Here is a 17,485-nt window from a genome sequence, read left to right on the forward strand (position 1 = left end):
CACGACAATCGTGCGCCGCCTTCAAATGATCCCGATCCGTTCGACGCAGGCCAGGCTCGCACCCTGCGTCCGCAACTGCTCCGTGTAGCCTTCCGGCAGCCGCTCCTGCCAGGCGCGCGGCAGCAGGATGCGGTCGCCCGGCCCGGCTTCGCGCAGCAACAGCGCGCACTTGGGCGCCAGGCCGTCGACCTCGTCGACCCGGCCCGCGTGCCAGGCGCCGGAACAGCCGCTGGCGATCAGGCGTCCGCGCGGCACGAATTCGCGTCCGCGCGCGAGCCGGTCGGCCATTACCAGCGCCAGCTCCCAGGAGCGGCCGGCGAAGGCGTCGGCGCCGAAGCGCACCACGCTGCGCCAGCGGCCCAGCGCGCGGCCGTCGTAATGGCGGGCGCCGGCCAGCACCTGGCGCACGGCCAGCTGGCGCGCGGCGTCCTGGTCCGGCGCGGCGATGGTCTGTTCCTCCTCCAGCGTCTCCGGCCCGCCGTGGCCTGCGAGGGGGTGGACGCTGACCTCGACCCAGGCCAGGCTGCCGGCCTCGCCGCTGTGCAGCGGGAACCAGGCGCGCGCCGTCGATACCGCCGCGGACGGATCCGCGTGCCCGCTCAGCAGCCCCAGGTGCGGCAGGCCGCCGGCGCCGCCCAGCAGCGCATCGCCGGCCGGGACGGCCCCCAGGGTGTTACCGTCGACGCGGCCGCGCTCCCAGCCATCCGACCAGCCGTTCGCCGCCAGTGAAGCCTGGGGACGCAGCAGGCCACGCACGGTGCGGTCTGCCAGCACCGCCGCCAGTTCCCAGCCGCGCTCTCCGTCCGGCGGACGGCGGTCGAGGCTGAGCACCACCTGGTCGCGGCTGTCGAAGCCCGCCTCGGTCAGGCGCGCCATGCGCAGCACCTGCTGCATGCGCTCGGCCAGGCGCGCATCGTCAGGCACCACGCACTTGACCTCGGCGCGGCCGGCGCGCGGACGGCGGCTCGCGGTCAGGGTCAGCACCGAACCGTCGGCCAGCGGGCAGCGGCAGTCCACCGATTCCAGGATGGCATTCATTCCGTTTCTCCCTCGGCGGCGACGGTAAGCGCTCGACGTCCTTCGCAATCGGCTTCCAGGTTGGCGACGATGCGTTCGGCCTCGCCGTACAACTGCGGCAGCGCGGCCTCGCCGGCCTGGCGCAGGCGGGCCAGCAGGGCCCAGGCCTCGTCCAGCGAGACGCAGGCCCGCCGGCTGTGGCGCGCACGGCGCAGCTGGGCGTCCCGGCCCAGGGGCTGGCCGGGCGCCGCCAATTCCAGCGCCGGCATCGCGTTGACGCCCACCGACACCAGGTCGAGGCGCTGCAGCAAGGCCTGCTGGCGCTGGAACGACTCCTGTGCGGCCGGCATGGCCGCCAGCCGCAGCCCGCACATCAGGCAGGGCAGCTCGAGGAACAGACGGCGCAGCGCCTTCGCGTCTTCCGGCGCCGGATCGAAGCGCGCGGCCGGTGCGCCGGCCGGGACCGGCTTAATGGACGCGGGAGCCGCTCCGAGCCGCGCTTCGGCCAGGCGCGCGGCACGCTGCGCCAGTTCATGCCCATAGTCGCGCGACTCGCCCAGGTCGACCGGCACGCAGTCGTCGACGGTCACGCCGAAGCGCATGTAGAGCAGCTGGTTCAGGCCCTGGCGGAAGGCATTCCACTCTTCCAGCGTGGTGCAGGGCGGCAGCTCCAGGCCGCCGGTGGCCAGCTCGTGCCGCAGCGCGCCCTCGATGGCCGCCGCCAGCGCCGCCAGCTCCAGCCTCCCGGATACCTCGGCCGCCAGGTAGAGGTCGAAGCGCTGCTGGGATGCCTGCGGATCCGGCGCATCGACGGCGAAGCTGGTGCGCAAGCCGATCTCGGGCGCCGTCTCGAAGGGGACCAGGTCGGCCGTGTACGGCCCCGGATGGAAACCGTAGACGGTCTCGCCGGGACGCGCCTCGATGCGGCGCGCGGCCTGCAGGCGGCGCGTGCGTCCATCGCTGCCGACCACCACGGCCTGGCAGCCGGAAGGCGGCGCGCTGCCCGCCGGCAGCGCCAGCGCGACCACGGACCTGCCCAGTTCGCAGGCATCGGCGGCGGGTGCGGCGCGCTTGAAGAATCCCAGCATCATGTCCTCGTTCGGTCAGCAGTCGTTCAGCAGTCGTTCAGCAATTCCACGGCAAAGCCGGCGCCGCGCGCCTGCAGGTGGCCGGCCGGCGATTCGGCGAAGGGCCAGGCGGCTTCGCATTCGCCGTCCGCATCCAGCCGGCCTTCGAGCACGGTGTGGCCGGCGCCGTCGCTGACTCGCAGCGGCGCGCGCGCCGCCAGCAGGGCCGGTGCGAAGGGCGCGCCGGCGGCCAGCTGGACGATGGTCTTCCAGCCGGCGCCGGCCGGCAGGAAATGCAGGGTGAACCAGCCATCGTCGGTGCGCAGGGCCTCCAGCTCGCCGCTGCTGGCCGCGCGCAGGCGTCCGCGGCTGGCACGCCAACCATCGGCCGCGACCTCGCCGGCCTCGGCCGCGCGGCGTTCGATCGCCAGCTGGCGCAGCCGGCGCGCGGTCAGCGGCGAAGCCTGCAGGGCCGCGCGCTCGCCCGCCGTCAGCGGCCGGCTGCCGTCCAGCGCCGCGACGAGGGTCGCATCGGCCAGAACCAGGCGGTCGCCCTCGACCCGCCGGCCCAGCAGCAGGCGTTCCTGCAGCCGGCGTTCGCCGGCGGTATCCGCTGCGGTCTTCATATTCATCCCGTTCTCCTCATGGTTGCCGCTTCCAGGCGGGCGATCGCGCCGTCGCGGCGCTTGCGCAAGGTCGGCAGCGATACCTCGGCCAGCGCCGCCAGCTGCTGCATGGTCGGCAGTTCGCCGGTGGCCGGATCGCGCCAGGCGTCCGGATAGGAATCGTCGCCGGCACCCAGCAGCTTCGCATACACGGCCAGGCGGATCGCGAGTCCGTCGCCGGCCAGTTCGCGCGCCACCCAGCCGGCGCGCTGCTCGGCCTCGCCCGCCGCCTGCATGTAGCCGGGGGGCAGTGAAACGGCGGCGGCCACGGCTTCCAGCCGCGCATCCTGCACGAAGGGCGGCTCGGGCTCGGCGTCCGCCGGGCCGTCGGCTTCCAGCTCGTCCTCGCGCGCTTCCAGGATCAGGTCCGGCCCCGGCGTCGCGCCCTGCTCCGATTCCTGCAGCACGCGCCAGTAGTCTTCCATCCACAGCGCGGCATCGTCGCGGTCCTGCAGCCAGTCGCGGTCGCGGTTGGCGGACAGGGCCTCGTAGTCGCCGATCTCGCCCAGCATGGCGGAGATCTTGTCGGGCGCGGTCTTGAGGCTGGCGAAGCGCTTCGAGCGGGTGTGCAGCGGACCGGGATTGCCGGCAAAGGCTTCATGGGTCTCGCTCCAGCGCAGCAGCCATTCGGCGCGGCAGTCGGCGATCGAACGCAGCTGGCGCACCTCGATCGGCGTGCCGTGCAGCTCGCGCCCGAGGATGGCGCCGACCTGGGCGCGGTGCTGCTCCCAGTTGCCGAACAGGCGGGCGATCTCGCCGTAGGCCGTGTCCAGCATGCGGTAGGCGTACATGCGGTTCGGGCTGCAGGGACGGCCGCAGGCGGCCTGGTAGTTGTCGGCGTCGACCTTGTCGCGCAGGACCGCATACATATCGTTCACCTTCTTGCGCAGCAGGGCCTCGCCGCCGGCATCGAACCAGAACGGGGCGACGCGCGCGTGCTCGGCGGCGACGGCCGCGCAGAAGGCCTGCCAGTCGGCGGGACGGGCCTGCAGCTCGTACAGCAGGTCCAGGGCCAGTTCCAGCACCGTGTCGCCATAGCCGTTGCCCGAAGCCTGGGCCCGCGGCGTGCGGCGCGCCTGGCGCAGGCGCTCGCCGGTCAGCTCGACGTAGAGCGCCAGCGTCTCCTCGAGCGCCGCCGGATCGGACAGGCGCGCGCAGTCGCAGGCGCGCAGGGCCGCCAGCGAGCATTGCCCCAGCAGCTTGCGCACTTCCTCCCACCCAGGCTCCTGGAACCGGGTTCCCGGCAAACGCATACCATCCTCACTCTTGTGTCTACAACAAATAATGCCATACAAACACAAAAGCGAGGCGCCCAGATGGGCGGAATTCACCCCTCAATTCCTGCTATGGCGCCCATTTCGCTTCTTGCATGAAACGCAACACGGCGGCGGCCACCGGCGCCGCATGGGCGCCTCCCGTCTCGTCGGAGCGGCTGGCGAACACGGCGAAGGCCAGCCGGCGCGTCTGTCCGGGCAGGCTGCCGGGTTCGAGCCAGCCGGTGAACCAGACCGTGGCGCGCTCGCCGTCCCCCACCGGCGCGGTGCCGGTCTTGCCGTACAGGCCGCGCCGCAGGGTGGCCAGCTCGCTGCCGCGGAAGGCGCCGGCCGCGGTGCCGCCGTCGATCACGCCCTTCATGCCGGCGCGGATGCGGTCCAGGCGCACATCCAGCGGCGTTCCCGAGGGCGCGGCCGCCGCGCGGCCGTCCAGGCTGTCCAGCAGGCGCGGCGTGGCGATCTTCCCTTCTCCCACCGCCGCCGCCACCAGCGCCATCTGCAGCGGGGTCGCCTGCATGCGCAGTCCGATCGCCATCTGGCGCAGCTCGTGGCGGGTATGCACCGGGTCGATGCCGCTGGGGCTGGCCTGCAGCGCATCCCAGGCCGACCACGGATAGTCCGCCGGCAGCAGGCCGCCGTCGAGGCGCAGGGCCTGGCCGAAGCCGAGCCGGCGCGCCATCGCGACGATGGGCCGCAGCTCGTCCAGGGCGCCGGGCGTGAGCGGCTGCAGGTCGGGCGCGCCGCCCTCGGGCCGGCCCAGCAGGCTGCGATCGGACAATTCGCCGGCCCAGGCGAACCAGGTGTTCAGGCTGTAGGTGATGGCCTGCTGCAGGCCCAGGCGACCGTCCTGGGCGCGCCGGTCCAGGCCCTGGTCGCGGAAATTCGTGATGCGGGCGCGGCCGTCGACCGGATAGGTGGAGGCCTCGGTGCGGAAGGCGAAGCCGCGCGCCGCGGCCGCCGCGTTGATGGCGGCCAGCGGCTGGCCCGCCAGCAGGGCATCCAGCCGGGCATCCTGGCGCGCCGCCAGCTCCAGCCCAAGGGCGCTGACGATCTTGAAGGTCGATCCGGGGCTGCGCTCGGCGCCGCCGTCGTGCTGGAAGGCCGGCAGGCGCAGCGGGCTGGCGGCCGGGTCGATGCGGTCGAAGTCGCGGACCTCGGGCCAGTTGGAAGCGTCGACCCGGGCGGTGCCGGCGCCTGCCGCCGCCAGGATCTCGCCGCTGGCGGCATCCAGCACCACCATGCCGGCCTGGCGCCCCGCCGGCGGCGCGCTGCCGCCGGTGCAGCGGCGCCCATCCCATTCGCCGCGGCGCATCGCGATGCAGTCGAGCGCGCCCTGGACCGCCGCCTGCAGGCCGAGATCCAGGCTCAGGACGGCCTGGTGGCTGCCGCTGCCCGGCAGGCGCGCCAGCATGCCGGCGACGCTGCCGGCATGCCCGGCCTGCACGCCCAGCAGCGGCGCCAGCCCGGCCTGGCGGGCGGCCTCGGTGGGCGCGCCATCGCTCCACAGGCTGTGCCCGTGGCGGTCCGCCAGCGCCACCGCGGCCCGGACCGGCGCACGCCGTCCCTGCCCGGCCGGCAGCGCCTGCCATGCCAGCGCGCCATCCTTCAGCACCAGGTGGCGGTAGCGGGCATCGCCCGGCGCCGCCAGCGCGTCCATGCCGAGCGGCGCCGCGTCCACGACGATTTCACGCGCGCCGGGATCCGGCGCCAGTTCCAGCACCTGGACTTCGTCCGGACGCACGCAGGCACGGCCGCCGCAGGCCGGCGTTGCCGCGATCAGGCGTGCGCCCGAGATTCCACCCAGTCGCCCGACCAGCATCAGCTGCATCGTCGTGCCCGGAGCCGCCTGCGCCGGCGGATGCAGGCGCAGGCGGGCGCGCTCGCCACCCAGCGGCCAGGACGCCACCCGCTGCCAGTCGCTCCAGCCCTGCGGCAGGCTGGCGAACAGCCGGGTGGCGGCGGCCGGCAGGTCGCGCGCCAGCGGCGCCGGCGCACCGCCCGCTTCGATCCGCGTGCGCACCGCATCCGTGCCCGCGCGCAGGCGCCAGGCCAGCAGGCGGCGCTCGCTGTTGAAGATGCGGACCTGCTCGCGCAGGAAGTCGCCGTCGGCATGCCGGTAGAGGCGCTCGAGCAGGCGCCGGGTGTCGTCATCGATGGAAACGTGATCCCAGCCGGTCTTGCCGACCGTGCGCCAGGCCGCCAGGTCCGGCGGCGCCAGCTCGGCCAGCCCGTCGGCACCCAGGCGCAGCAGGCCGCGCGCGTTCAGCGCCTCGAACAGGCGCTGGTCTTCCAGCGCCGGCGCGGGCTGGGCCGGCACACGGTAGCTGCCGGGCGCCAGCCAGGCCTGGACCGCTTGGCCCGTGTCCGGGAAGGCCAGCGCCAGCGCGCGCGTACCCGGCTGGGCCGATGGACGGAAGAGCTGTAGCACCAGCTCGCCGGCCGCGCAGGCGCTGCTGGAGCGGCGCAGGAAGCGCAGGGCCTTGTGCTCCCACAGCAGCCAGCCCTGGCGGCCGAGTGTCGCCTGCCCGGTGGCGGCCTCCGCGACCACGGCGCCGCCGCGGTCGCCGGTCCAGCGCGCGGGCACGCCTTCCCAGCGCAGGTTCGGCGCCGCCACGCTGCCGCTCAGCTGGATGCGCGGCATGATCTCGTCGGCCAGCACCACATTGCGCAGCGCCACCGGGCTGGCGGATTGCGCATTGCGCGCCGCAAGCGCCGCCACCTCGTCGAAGCGGTAGCCGATCCGCAGCGGCAGCAGGCGTCCGTGCGCCGGATCCAGCATCTGGCTGCACAGGTCGATGCGCTGGGCGGGCTCGGCGCGCAGGCCGGACAGGATCAAGAGGGCGGTACCGCCATGCGGCTCCAGCACCACCGCCGGGCCGGGCGGCACCGTGAAGGCGGCGCCGGGCAAGGCCGGTTGCAGGGACGCCAGGCCGTCCGGACCGGCGGCCTGCGCCTCGCCGGCGGCCGCGATCCAGCGCGCATGCGCGCCGATCGCGACGCCGCCGGCCACGCCCAGCAGGGCGCAGGCCAGGCCCAGCCAGCGCAGCGCGGCCGGACCGGCCGGTGCCTCGCGCGCCCGCGTTTGCGGACGCGCGTCCGGCCGCGTGCGCGCCCGTCCCGCCCGCAGGTTGCGCGCGCGCCGCCAGCGCGCCTGCCCCGCCGCCAGGGCACCGAACACCGTTGCCATCATGCCGCCTCCCCTCGATGTGTCGGCCAGGCCTAGCGGGGGGCGGCCGAAAACGCAGAGTTTCGGGCGCGGTTTTTCGCACTTCATCCCGCGTTTCTTGCGGCCTGTCGCAAGCTGCTGGAGACATGAGGGCCGTCTGGATAAAGTGCACACATCGAAACCCGATTCACAACCCGAAACGAAAGGAGCAACATCATGAACATCATCAAGCACATGGAAGCCGCCTTCCTGTTTTCGCTGAGCGTCGCCGGTGCCGCAAGCGTGGCCATCGAAGCGATTCCGCCGGCCCAGGCCAGCGCCCCGGCCCGCCTCGAAGTCGTCGCCCAGTCGAGCATGCCGGTCGTGCACGTCACCGCCAAGCGCATGACCGAGGCCGAGAAACGCCTGTCCCTGCAAGCCGAGCGCACCGGCAACAGCAACGGGGGCATCCAATGAACCGCGGCGTCCGCGGGCGGCGCCGGCACCCTCGCCGGAACCTGCCCGCGGCCAGCTGAGTTGCCGCATCGTCCTTCCGCTTCACCCTCCGCTTTACTCCTCCTCTCATCGATCCCCTCCAGCGCCCACCGGGCAGCGTGGCTTCCAGGCATCATCAAACGACCGGATTCTGTTTCAGATGTAAGCGACTTTTTCAGACGCCCACAGCGGTGCTCGACCGAGCTATAGTGAACTCGTCGAAAACGCATCTGATCCTTGACTGGACTGGAGACCGAATATGAAACGCACCCTTGCCCTTGCCGCCCTGATCTTCGCCGGCGCCGCCGCCGCCCCCCTGCCCTCGCTGGCCGCGAGCAACGTCAGCCTCTATATCGGCACCGCGCCGCCGGCGCCGGTCTACGAACGGATTCCTGCGCCGCGCCATGGCTACGTGTGGGCGCCCGGCTACTGGAACTGGGCCGGCCACCGCCACGTCTGGGTGCCGGGCAATTGGGTCGTCGAGCGGCCGGGCTATGTCTACAATGCGCCGGTCTGGACCCAGGGCGGCGGCGGCTGGTATATGCAGCCGGCCCGCTGGACCCAATATGGCGGCTATGACCGCGGCTACCGCGACCGCGACCGTGACGGCATTCCGGACCGCTACGAAGTGCGCCGCGGCTGGGACCGCGACCGCGACGGCATCCCCGACCGCTACGAGCACGGCCGCCGCGACGGCCGCTGGGACCAGGACCGCGACGGCATCCCGAACCGCTATGACCGCGACCGCGACGGCGACGGCGTGCCGAACCGTTACGACCGCCGCCCGGACAATCCGTGGCGCCGCTGATCGCCGCTGCCTGATGTCCTCCTGAAAATGCGCCGCCTGCCGGCGCATTTTGCGTTTTGGGGTATCCTCCCGGCATGATTGAGCATTCCCGTCTTCAAGAGATCGCCTACAAGAGCGAACGCGCCGCCAGCCGCCGCCTGGCCGCCGCCGATGGCCTCAGCGACGAACAGGCCCTGCGCCGCACCCTGGAATTGAAAGCCGGCAAGGCCGGCCTGGCCGCCCTGGTCGTGGCCCGCAGCGCCGAGCTGGCCGCCCAGGCCAGCCGCAGCGCCGCCCGCAACGCCCTGCGCGAGGCGGCGCGGGCACGCCAGGCCCGCCGCCACGACGGTCCACCCAGCGCCTGGCGCGCCTGGTTCGACGGTTCGGCGCGCCCGAATCCGGGCCGCTGCGGGATCGGCGCCCGCCTCGACGGGCCGGGCGGCAGCGTCGAGATCTCGCGCCCCGCCGGCCACGGCAACAGCAGCGAAGCCGAGTACCGCGCCCTGATCGCCGTGCTGGAAGCGGCCGTCGCCGGCGGCGTGTCCGGCCTCACGGTGTACGGCGACAGCCAGGTCGTGATCGGCGACGTGACCGGCCCGGACGCCCTCGCCGCGCCGGCCCTGCACGCCTACCGCGCCACGGCGCGCGCACTGATGGCGCGCATCGACGGCCTGGTCCTGCGCTGGGTCCCGCGCCACAAGAACCAGCAGGCGGACGCGCTGTCGCAGCGCGCCTTCGACGATTTCCCTGACCATGCAAACGCAACCGAAACCGCAACTTATGCAGCTGAACTCTCCTGAACTCGAGGCCTGGCGCGCGCGACTGGCCGCCCTCGCCATGGAATGCGCCGCCGGCGACCTCGACGGCGCCCACGATGCCAACCACCTCGACCGCGTCTGGCGCAATGCCCGCGCCCTGCTGGCCGATCACCCGGACGCCGACGTGCTGGTGGTGCTGGCCGCCTGCTACCTGCACGACCTGGTCAACCTGCCGAAGAATGATCCGGCCCGCTCCAGCGCCTCGCGGCTCTCGGCCGAGCTGGCGCGCGCACGGCTGGCCGGACTCGGCTTCCCGGCCGCGAAGCTCGACGCCGTCGCCCATGCGATCGAAGCACACAGCTTCTCGGCCGCGATCGCACCGCGCACGCTCGAAGCCCGGCTGGTGCAGGATGCCGACCGCCTCGACGGCCTTGGCGCGGTCGGGCTGGCGCGCATGTTCTACATCGCCGGCCGCATGGGCAGCAGCCTGGCCCACGGCGGCGATCCGCTGGCGACCGCGCGTACCCTCGACGACAAGACCTATTCGCTCGACCACATCCCGGTCAAGCTGGCCCTCCTGCCCGGCATGATGCAGACCGCGGCCGGACGCCGCCTGGGCGAGCAGCGCCTGGCCATGCTGATGGACTTCCGCGACGCCTTTGCGGCCGAGTGGAGCGGCGTGGCGTAAAAGCTAAGCCATTAACTGACAGGCAACGGTGCTAACATAGGGATTTTCCGTATCCGTGACGGCGATCCCATGACCAGCACTGCGACCCTTGCCAAGGCTCCGGCCGGCAACCTGAACTTCGTCCTGATCTGCGTGTTCATCGACATGCTTGGCATCGGCCTGATCGTGCCGGTGCTGCCCGGGCTGGTCGGCGAATTCGTCCACGGACGCGAGCAGCAGGCCATGTGGTACGGGATCCTGGCGGCCTCCTTCGGGCTGATGCAGTTCCTGTTCATGCCGATGGTCGGCGCGGTCAGCGACCGCCTCGGGCGCCGTCCCGTGCTGCTGTATTCGATGGGCGGCATGTGCATCAACTTCCTGACCACGGCCTGGGCCCCGAACCTGGCCTGCCTGTTCATCGGACGGATCATCGGCGGCGCCTCCTCGGCCAGCATGTCGGTGGCCTCGGCCTATGCCTCGGACGTCACCCGGCCCGAAGACCGCTCGAAAAGCTTCGGCAAGATCGGCGCAGCCTTCGGCGCGGGCTTCGTCTGCGGCCCGGTGCTGGGCGGCCTGCTCGGCAACGTCTCGCTGCACCTGCCCTTCTACGTGGCCGCCGCGCTGTCCGCCGCCAACTTCGTGTACGGCTACCTGGCGGTGCCGGAGTCGCTGCCGCCGGGCCAGCGCAAGCCCTTCAGGCTGGCCGACATCCATCCCTTCGGCGGCCTGGCGCGCCTGGCGCGGCGGCGCGATATCCGCAGCCTGATCGTGGTGTACACCCTGACCACCTTCTCGCAGATGATGCTGCAGTCGGTCTGGGTGCTGTACACCACCTTCCGCTTCGACTGGACGCCGCGCGACAACGGCATCGCGATGTTCTGCGTGGGCGTGGTCAGCATCGTGGTCCAGGCAGGCCTGCTGTCGGTACTGATCCGGCGCTTCGGTGAAGTGCGCCTGACCCTGCTCGGCCTGGCCTCCGGCGCCATCACCTTCCTGCTGTACGGACTGGCCACCCATGGCTGGATGATGTACGTCTTCATCATGTGCAACCTGCTGGCCTTCGCCTCCGGTCCCGCCCTGCAGGGCATCATCTCGAAGTCCACCGGCGCCGGCGAACAGGGCGAGCTGATGGGTTCCCTGCAATCGGTGGGCAGCCTGGGCGTGATCCTGATGCCACTGCTCGGCACCTTCCTGCTGGGCGCGGCCAGCCACCTGCCGCCGCAGGACTGGCGGATCGGCATGCCCTTCTTCGTCGGCACCACGATGCTGGGACTGGCCTTCTTGGTCGCGCGGCGCTACTTCCGCAGCCACGGCCAGCTGTGACGGCGGCCATTCCGCTGCCCGTGATCGCGGCGGTGCTCGGCGCCGCCCTGCTGCACGCGACCTGGAACGCGCTGGTCAAGGGCCGCGCCGGACAGGGCGACCCGCTGCTCCCGACCGTGCTGGTGGTGGCCGGCGGCGCGCTCGCCAGCGCCGTGCTGCTGCCCTTCCTGGCCGCGCCGGCTCCCGCCAGCTGGCCCTTCATCGCCGCCTCCAGCCTGGCGCAGACCGTCTACTACCTGCTGCTGATCGCCACCTACCAGCACGGCGACATGAGCCATGCCTATCCGCTGATGCGCGGCACGGCGCCGCTGCTGGTGGCCGTCTTCAACGGCATCCTGCTGGGCGAGCACCTGAGCGGCGCCCAATGGCTCGCGGTCTGCCTGATCTGCGGCGGCGTGCTGGCCATGCTGCTGGCCGCGCGCAGGCCCTCGGCGCAACAGCCACACGGCCAGCGCCGCGCCACCCTGTTCGCGCTGGCGACCGCCTGCGTGATCGCGCTGTACACCATGATCGACGGCGCCGGCGTGCGCCGCTCGGGCGCGCCAGCCGCCTACACCATGTGGATCTTCCTGCTGACCGGCGTGGCGGTCTGCGCCTGGAGCGCCCGCGGACGGATGCGCGCGCTGGCGGCGCTGGCCCGCGCCCGGCCGCTGCTGCTGCCGGTCGGCGGCGTGAGCACCCTCGGTTCCTACGGCATCGCGCTGTGGGCGATGACCCTGGCGCCGGTGGCGGCGATCGCCGCCCTGCGCGAAACCTCGATCCTGTTCGCCACCGCGATCGCCGCGCTGTTCCTGCGCGAACGCGTGGGCCGCGGGCGCCTGCTGGCGGCAGGACTCATCGCCTGTGGCGCCATCACCATGCGCCTTGCATAGAAATAAAGTTGTGCTAAGGTCCTGAAGCGGGCCCGGCAGGCCCCGATCACCTATCTGGCGGAGACTCCATGAACAACCATAAGAAAACCCTGTGCGGCGTCATGTTCCTGCTCGCTTCGGCATCGAACGCGGCGACGGCCGGAAAAAGCTATACGTACTCCTACCTCGGCAATCCCGACAACCCGAACGTCAGTGCCAAACCGGTCTCCTGCGCCACGAGCGCCTGCAGTCCCTCGGTCGCACTGGTGGGCGGCGGCTACGACGTCGGCGAAGCCTTCCGCTGGATGATCGCCCGCGCCGGCGTCGCACCCGGCACCGGCGGCCGCTTCGTGATCATCCGCGCCACCGGCACCGACGCCTACAACCCCTATATCTACAGCCGCCTCGGCCAGGTCGACAGCACCAGCCCGAAAGGCTACGAGCTGGTGGGCGGCGCCGACCTCGGCCTGACTTCCGTCGAGACCCTGGTGATCCCGAACCGCGCGGCGGCCGAGGATCCCTTCGTCCTGAACGTGATCAAGCGCGCGAACGCCATCTTCATCGCCGGCGGCGACCAGGCCGACTACTACAATTACTGGCAGAGCACCTCGCTGAACACGCTGATCCAGAAAGCCATCGCGGCCGGCATTCCGGTTGGCGGCACCAGCGCCGGCACCGCCATGCTGGGCCAGTATGCCTTCGCCGCCCTGAACGGCGCGGTGGAATCGCCCAAGGCCCTGAGCGATCCGTTCAATCGCTACGTGACCCTCGATCCGCTGAACACCTCGTCGAACAAGTTCGTCCAGACCGGCAGCTTCGTGAACATCGCGCCGCTGGCGAACACCGTCGCCGACACCCACTTCAATACGCGCGACCGCCTGGGCCGCCTGTTTACCTTCGTGGCCAGGATCGGCAAGGGCTGCAGCGGCGGCGTGGCGAACTACGGCGACGTGGTCGGCGTGGGCATCAACGAGGAGACCGCGCTGCTGATCTCCGGCGCCCCGGGCGGCGCCAAGGCGGAGATGGCGGTCAATCCCTACAACGCCGAGAACACCACGGCCCAGTACACCGCGCAGAATTCCGCCTACTTCGTGAAGTACAACGGCGCGCCCTCGCAATGCGTGGCCGGCAAGCCGCTGGTCGACAACAGCAACATCCAGGTCTACCGCCTCAGCGCCCAGCCATCCAGGCCCTCGCCCTACCCCTCGGCGCCGCAGTACAGCTTCAGGGTGAGCGCGAGCTTCAACACCTCGAACTGGAACGCGCAGACGGTGCAGACCTATGGCGACGGTTCATCCCTGAGCGGTCCGTACACCTACGGCACCTCGGGCGGCGCAATCCTCGGCAATACGGTGCATTGAATGAGCGACGAAACGAGCTACGATTCCGGGAACGCCTTCGCCAGGATCCTGCGCGGCGAACTGCCGTCCCTGAAGATCTACGAGGACGAGGCCACGCTTGCGATCATGGACATCATGCCGCAAGCCGACGGCCACGTCCTCGTCATTCCGAAGGAGGCGGCGGCCGAGATCTTCGAGCTATCCCCCGACGGCGCCTGCGCCTGCATCCGCACCACGCAAAAGGTGGCGGCGGCGGTGAAGGCCGCGCTGGACGCGCCGGGCATCATGATCGCCCAGCTCAACGGCAGCGCGGCGGGCCAGACCGTACCGCACGTGCACTTCCACATCATCCCGCGGCGTGAAGCGGAGCCCTTGCGCATGCATGGGCGGATTCCTGCGGATCCCGTGCATTTGCGCGAGATCGCGGCGCGCATCGTGGCCGCGCTGGAGGGCGGTGCTGGCTGACTTGTCCCACGACGGCATTTGCTAGCGCGAGTCCTTATGTGGGCTTCCCGGCGCATGGGATATCGGAGACGAGATAGGACTCTTGACGAACTGGTCGAACGCATCGGCTGGAATATCTGAACCGCTTCCAGTCTGCTTCGAGTCGGCAGCGGGCCGTCGTAACAGCACCAGGGCCTTTATGGCAGGATTACGTCGATCTCGACCAGCGCGCTTCCTTTCGCCGCATAGCCGAGCTTGGCTGCGGCCGCGTACGATAGATCGATGATCCTGTCAGAGAGGAATGGGCCGCGGTCGTTCACGCGAACAATCAGCGTTCGACCGTTCTCGACGTTGGTAACCCTGACATAAGACGGGATGGGAAGGAGTGGATGCGCTGCCGTGAGCTTCATCACGTCGTAGAGTTCACCACTTGCCGTCGGCATTCCGTGGTAACGGGTTCCGTACCAGCTTGCCACGCCACGCGCATGGTAGGGCATTAACTTGTTCATCGGACGGTAGCTGTTTCCCATTGCAACATAGGGCTTGAGCGTACCGGAGACGAACCGCTCTGTTCTAGGTACTGGTTCGTTGACTGCATCAATCTGCGCCTGCGTTACGCCTTTTGGTGGACCATCGTTGAGGTAATAGCGCCCACCAGCTTTCGCTGGCTGAACTTTTGTTGTCGAGCAGGCTGCAAGGGACAGCGCCAACGCAGCTATCAGCGCTGGTGTTGAACAGACAGGTAAAATGCTTCTCATCGTTGCTTTCCAAACGTTTTTCATCGCGTCCGACACTCCGCCGACTTGTCACCATTTCGAGGGACTTGCCTCGGCATCCGTTGGCAAACACTGCAAGGCTAAAGGCCGAGCTTGTGGATGATACATGTGGAACGGCAGAACAGAAAAATCGTTCTGTCGCAGTTTTGGATCAGCGAAGGGCCGGATTGACACGTTGCAGAGCGTCGGCTCGGCATACAATGTTGTCAAAGCAGCAATCCCATCAGGCGTCGTGACTGTCCGCAAGCGGGGCCAGAAGCGGACCAAAGAGAGGACATATGCTTAAATATCACGTTATTACAGTTGCAATGTTTGCTGCAAGTGTCGCGCTTTCAGCTATTGGGATGCACACAAGCGCAGTGCTGGCTATGGTTATGGGCGGAGTGCTTGAATTAATTGCATGGAAGCGGCTTGTAAAGGGCCGCAGAAATGCTTAAGACGTAAGCCTAGCGTCCGCTTTGGGTCGTGGATTCCAGCCCTCTGTGACAGTCTGCGATTTTTCCCGCCCGACCAAGTGCTATGCTGAGCCCAGCGGCCCGGCTTAGCCGCCAGCAGTCTATTCAAAATCCCAATCCTCCAGCAAGAACTGCGAACATGTGGAAATCAATGAACCCTGGCGTCATAGGGAGGATAGTGCGACAGGCTTCCCATAAAAGGTGGCTAGCTGTGCCACTCTTATGGAGCGCTTTGACGGCAAGCGCCATTCCGCCTCCGCCGGCAGCTCCTCCACAACTGCGCGAAGCGCGGATGACCGTCGCGATTCGGCTCGTCGAAGCAATCCATGGACGGGTTGCCAACATAACCGAGCTTTGCAAAGTTAGCGGAACAATCCCTGTCTACGCTGATGACGGTGGCGCTACCCGTGCTAATGGCGGCGAGATTTCCGGTTGCAAGATGCTTTGGAAGGGACAGAGCTTGAATGTCTCTGTGCGAGGAGCGATAGCAATTTCAGACGGTCCCGTTACCTTTGCGTTTGCAAGCGTTAGCGTCGTCCCCCCAGATGCCATCCCACTCTGCCCAGGCATGTGCGGGCCACAACCGTTAGCAGATTCAAGAGCAGAAGTGAAAATGAACGGCAACCCTAAGTCGATCAATTTCAGCTTAAATCCCAACCCGGTATCCTTAATGAACTCCAAGCCGACCGTCTGGCTCGAAGCGGATGTCGTGGCCGAGGGGCGGGGCCGCACGTTTTAGCTCAAGCGGCGCGGTACAAGTCTGCACGCGCGATCTTAGGATCTGCTCTGGATCGACAGCGGACTGCCGGGCACGCCAGGTGCCCGACACCTTGCGGCAAACTTTATCGTCCGTTCAAACTCAAGCTTCCGGCAACACCGCCGTCACCTCGATCTCCACGCGGGCCCGGTCTTCGATCAGGGCCCGCACTTCGACCGCCGTCATGGCCGGGAAGTGCTTGCCGATGATCTCGCGGTAGGCCGCGCCCAGCGCCTCCGAGGCGGCCAGGTATTCGCGCTTGTCGACCACATACCAGGTCATGCGCACGATGTGGCGCGGTTCGGCGCCGGCCTCGCGCAGCACCTCGACGATGTTCAGCAGGGCCTGGCGCGCCTGCATGGCGAAATCGTCGCTCTCGAAATGGGCGTCGGCATTCCAGCCGATCATGCCGCTCACGAAAATCTGGCGGCCGCTCGCGGCGACGCCGTTCGAATAGCCGCGCGGCCGCGGCCAGCCCGGGGGTTGGAGTATGTCCATCATGCTTGTTTTCCTTCTTCCTTCGCTTCGCGCAGCAGTTCGCGTGCGATGATCAGCTGCTGTACTTCGGTCGCGCCCTCGTAGATGCGCAGTGCGCGGATCTCGCGGTAGAGCTGCTCGGCCGGGTGGCCGCTGGTGACGCCCAGGCCGCCGAACATCTGCACCGCGGCGTCGATCACTTGCTGGGCCGACTCGGTGGCCGTCATCTTGGCCATCGCCGCTTCCCTGGTCACCTTCTGTCCACGGTCGCGCTGCCAGGCGGCGCGGTAGGTCAGCAGCGCGCTGGCGTCGATCTGGGTGGCCATCTGGGCCAGCTTGGCCTGGGTCAGCTGGAAGTCGGACAGGTGCTGGCCGAACATCTCGCGACTCGTCGCATGCGCCAGCGCCTCCTCGAAGGCGCGGCGCGCGAAGCCCAGCGCGGCGGCAGCCACCGAGGTGCGGAACACGTCCAGGGTCGCCATCGCCACCTTGAAGCCCTGGCCGGCATCGCCGATGCGCTGGGTGGCGGGTATCCTGCAAGCGTCGAAGCGCAGGCGCGCCAGCGGGTGCGGCGCGATCACCTCGATGCGCTCGGCGATCTCGAAGCCCTTTGTTCCGGCATCGACGATGAAGGCGCTGATGCCGCGCGCGCCCGGCGCCTCGCCGGTGCGGGCGAACACCACGTAGAAATCGGCGATGCCGCCGTTCGAGATCCAGGTCTTCTCGCCGTCCAGCACATACGCATCGCCGTCCAGCCGGGCCGCGCATTGCATGGCCGCGACGTCGGAACCGGCATGCGGTTCGGACAGGGCGAAGGCCGCGATCGCATCGCCGCGGGCCACGCGCGGCAGGTAGTGTTCGCGCTGGGCGGCGGTACCGAACAGGCTGATCGCGCCCGAGCCCAGGCCCTGCATCGCGAAGGCGAAGTCGGCGAGGCCGTTATGGCGCGCCAGGGTCTCGCGGATCAGGCAGATGGCGCGCGTGTCGATGGTCTGGGACTCGCCGCCGATCGCATGGCGCAGCCAGCCGCCCTCGCCCAGCAGGCGCACCAGCTGGCGGCAATCGGCATCGACATCATGCCCGTGCAGGCCGCGCACGTGCTCGGAGGCCCAGCGGTCGAGCGCCGTTTCGAGGTCGGCGTGGCGGCCGTCGAAGAAAGGCCACTGCAAGTAGGACTTGTCGGCCAT

Annotated in this window: 16 protein-coding genes; 8 read left to right on the plus strand and 8 right to left on the minus strand. The window is 69.7% G+C overall.

From position 1 onward, the window contains the following. Positions 1–21: 21 nt before the first annotated feature. The 5 genes from AC1DOP_RS04995 to AC1DOP_RS05015 form a co-directional block, all read right to left on the minus strand. Positions 22–1,038: a hypothetical protein gene (locus tag AC1DOP_RS04995; protein WP_477250143.1), complete on the minus strand. Its 1,017-nt coding sequence runs from the start codon at positions 1,036–1,038 to the stop codon at positions 22–24. Continuing rightward, positions 1,035–2,108 carry a hypothetical protein gene (locus AC1DOP_RS05000; protein WP_441933337.1) on the minus strand — a complete coding sequence of 358 codons (1,074 nt, stop codon included), beginning with the start codon at positions 2,106–2,108 and terminating at the stop codon, positions 1,035–1,037. The genes AC1DOP_RS04995 and AC1DOP_RS05000 overlap by 4 nt, the downstream gene beginning before the upstream one ends. Positions 2,109–2,131: 23 nt before the next feature. Further along, positions 2,132–2,716, minus strand: coding sequence for a hypothetical protein (locus AC1DOP_RS05005; protein WP_477250145.1), 585 nt, complete (start codon positions 2,714–2,716; stop codon positions 2,132–2,134). Next, complete coding sequence (locus tag AC1DOP_RS05010; RefSeq protein WP_441933340.1) at positions 2,713–4,002, minus strand: hypothetical protein; 1,290 nt, start codon at positions 4,000–4,002, stop codon at positions 2,713–2,715. The genes AC1DOP_RS05005 and AC1DOP_RS05010 overlap by 4 nt, the downstream gene beginning before the upstream one ends. Positions 4,003–4,093: 91 nt before the next feature. Next, positions 4,094–7,213, minus strand: coding sequence for a penicillin-binding transpeptidase domain-containing protein (locus AC1DOP_RS05015; RefSeq protein WP_477250148.1), 3,120 nt, complete (start codon positions 7,211–7,213; stop codon positions 4,094–4,096). A gap of 192 nt (positions 7,214–7,405) precedes the next feature. Between AC1DOP_RS05015 and AC1DOP_RS05020 the strand changes: the two genes are divergently transcribed. From AC1DOP_RS05020 to AC1DOP_RS05055, 8 genes are all read left to right on the plus strand, one after another. Continuing rightward, positions 7,406–7,645, plus strand: a complete 240-nt coding sequence (locus AC1DOP_RS05020) for a hypothetical protein (protein ID WP_477250150.1) — start codon at positions 7,406–7,408, stop codon at positions 7,643–7,645. Between the two features lie 277 nt (positions 7,646–7,922). Further along, on the plus strand, positions 7,923–8,471 hold the full coding sequence (locus AC1DOP_RS05025) for a YXWGXW repeat-containing protein (RefSeq protein ID WP_477250152.1): 549 nt from the start codon (positions 7,923–7,925) through the stop codon (positions 8,469–8,471). A 74-nt stretch (positions 8,472–8,545) separates the two neighbouring features. Next, complete coding sequence (locus AC1DOP_RS05030) at positions 8,546–9,250, plus strand: ribonuclease HI family protein (protein ID WP_477250154.1); 705 nt, start codon at positions 8,546–8,548, stop codon at positions 9,248–9,250. Then, positions 9,231–9,896 (plus strand): HD domain-containing protein, encoded by a 666-nt coding sequence (locus tag AC1DOP_RS05035; RefSeq protein WP_441933349.1) that lies wholly within the window; start codon positions 9,231–9,233, stop codon positions 9,894–9,896. Before AC1DOP_RS05030 ends, AC1DOP_RS05035 begins: the two co-directional genes overlap by 20 nt. A gap of 69 nt (positions 9,897–9,965) precedes the next feature. Continuing rightward, positions 9,966–11,198: a TCR/Tet family MFS transporter gene (locus AC1DOP_RS05040; protein ID WP_477250156.1), complete on the plus strand. Its 1,233-nt coding sequence runs from the start codon at positions 9,966–9,968 to the stop codon at positions 11,196–11,198. Further along, on the plus strand, positions 11,195–12,070 hold the full coding sequence (locus AC1DOP_RS05045; RefSeq protein WP_477250158.1) for an EamA family transporter: 876 nt from the start codon (positions 11,195–11,197) through the stop codon (positions 12,068–12,070). The genes AC1DOP_RS05040 and AC1DOP_RS05045 overlap by 4 nt, the downstream gene beginning before the upstream one ends. Positions 12,071–12,138: 68 nt before the next feature. Continuing rightward, complete coding sequence (locus AC1DOP_RS05050) at positions 12,139–13,410, plus strand: cyanophycinase (protein WP_441933355.1); 1,272 nt, start codon at positions 12,139–12,141, stop codon at positions 13,408–13,410. Next, the gene (locus AC1DOP_RS05055) at positions 13,411–13,854 is read left to right on the plus strand and encodes an HIT family protein (RefSeq protein WP_441933357.1); all 444 of its coding nucleotides are present in this window, start codon (positions 13,411–13,413) and stop codon (positions 13,852–13,854) included. Between the two features lie 176 nt (positions 13,855–14,030). On the opposite strand, the gene AC1DOP_RS05060 is transcribed toward AC1DOP_RS05055, so the two are convergent. From AC1DOP_RS05060 to AC1DOP_RS05070, 3 genes are all read right to left on the minus strand, one after another. After that, positions 14,031–14,615, minus strand: a complete 585-nt coding sequence (locus AC1DOP_RS05060; RefSeq protein ID WP_477250161.1) for a septal ring lytic transglycosylase RlpA family protein — start codon at positions 14,613–14,615, stop codon at positions 14,031–14,033. A gap of 1,308 nt (positions 14,616–15,923) precedes the next feature. Further along, the gene (locus AC1DOP_RS05065; protein WP_477250554.1) at positions 15,924–16,319 is read right to left on the minus strand and encodes a RidA family protein; all 396 of its coding nucleotides are present in this window, start codon (positions 16,317–16,319) and stop codon (positions 15,924–15,926) included. Beyond that, a complete protein-coding gene (locus AC1DOP_RS05070) occupies positions 16,319–17,485 on the minus strand; it encodes an acyl-CoA dehydrogenase family protein (protein WP_441933360.1) in 1,167 nt (388 codons plus the stop codon). Before AC1DOP_RS05070 ends, AC1DOP_RS05065 begins: the two co-directional genes overlap by 1 nt.

It is taken from the genome of Massilia sp. 01N410 (assembly GCF_056399665.1).

What these genes read in the sequence shown, in the direction of transcription:
- AC1DOP_RS04995 (WP_477250143.1), bottom strand. Translation starts at nt 1,038, where the DNA reads ATGAATGCCATCCTGGAATCGGTGGACTGCCGCTGCCCGCTGGCCGAC.
- AC1DOP_RS05000 (WP_441933337.1), bottom strand. Translation starts at nt 2,108, where the DNA reads ATGATGCTGGGATTCTTCAAGCGCGCCGCACCCGCCGCCGATGCCTGC.
- AC1DOP_RS05005 (WP_477250145.1), bottom strand. Translation starts at nt 2,716, where the DNA reads ATGAATATGAAGACCGCAGCGGATACCGCCGGCGAACGCCGGCTGCAG.
- AC1DOP_RS05010 (WP_441933340.1), bottom strand. Translation starts at nt 4,002, where the DNA reads ATGCGTTTGCCGGGAACCCGGTTCCAGGAGCCTGGGTGGGAGGAAGTG.
- AC1DOP_RS05015 (WP_477250148.1), bottom strand. Translation starts at nt 7,213, where the DNA reads ATGATGGCAACGGTGTTCGGTGCCCTGGCGGCGGGGCAGGCGCGCTGG.
- AC1DOP_RS05020 (WP_477250150.1), top strand. Translation starts at nt 7,406, where the DNA reads ATGAACATCATCAAGCACATGGAAGCCGCCTTCCTGTTTTCGCTGAGC.
- AC1DOP_RS05025 (WP_477250152.1), top strand. Translation starts at nt 7,923, where the DNA reads ATGAAACGCACCCTTGCCCTTGCCGCCCTGATCTTCGCCGGCGCCGCC.
- AC1DOP_RS05030 (WP_477250154.1), top strand. Translation starts at nt 8,546, where the DNA reads ATGATTGAGCATTCCCGTCTTCAAGAGATCGCCTACAAGAGCGAACGC.
- AC1DOP_RS05035 (WP_441933349.1), top strand. Translation starts at nt 9,231, where the DNA reads ATGCAGCTGAACTCTCCTGAACTCGAGGCCTGGCGCGCGCGACTGGCC.
- AC1DOP_RS05040 (WP_477250156.1), top strand. Translation starts at nt 9,966, where the DNA reads ATGACCAGCACTGCGACCCTTGCCAAGGCTCCGGCCGGCAACCTGAAC.
- AC1DOP_RS05050 (WP_441933355.1), top strand. Translation starts at nt 12,139, where the DNA reads ATGAACAACCATAAGAAAACCCTGTGCGGCGTCATGTTCCTGCTCGCT.
- AC1DOP_RS05055 (WP_441933357.1), top strand. Translation starts at nt 13,411, where the DNA reads ATGAGCGACGAAACGAGCTACGATTCCGGGAACGCCTTCGCCAGGATC.
- AC1DOP_RS05060 (WP_477250161.1), bottom strand. Translation starts at nt 14,615, where the DNA reads ATGAAAAACGTTTGGAAAGCAACGATGAGAAGCATTTTACCTGTCTGT.
- AC1DOP_RS05065 (WP_477250554.1), bottom strand. Translation starts at nt 16,319, where the DNA reads ATGGACATACTCCAACCCCCGGGCTGGCCGCGGCCGCGCGGCTATTCG.
- AC1DOP_RS05070 (WP_441933360.1), bottom strand. Translation starts at nt 17,485, where the DNA reads ATGGCCGACAAGTCCTACTTGCAGTGGCCTTTCTTCGACGGCCGCCAC.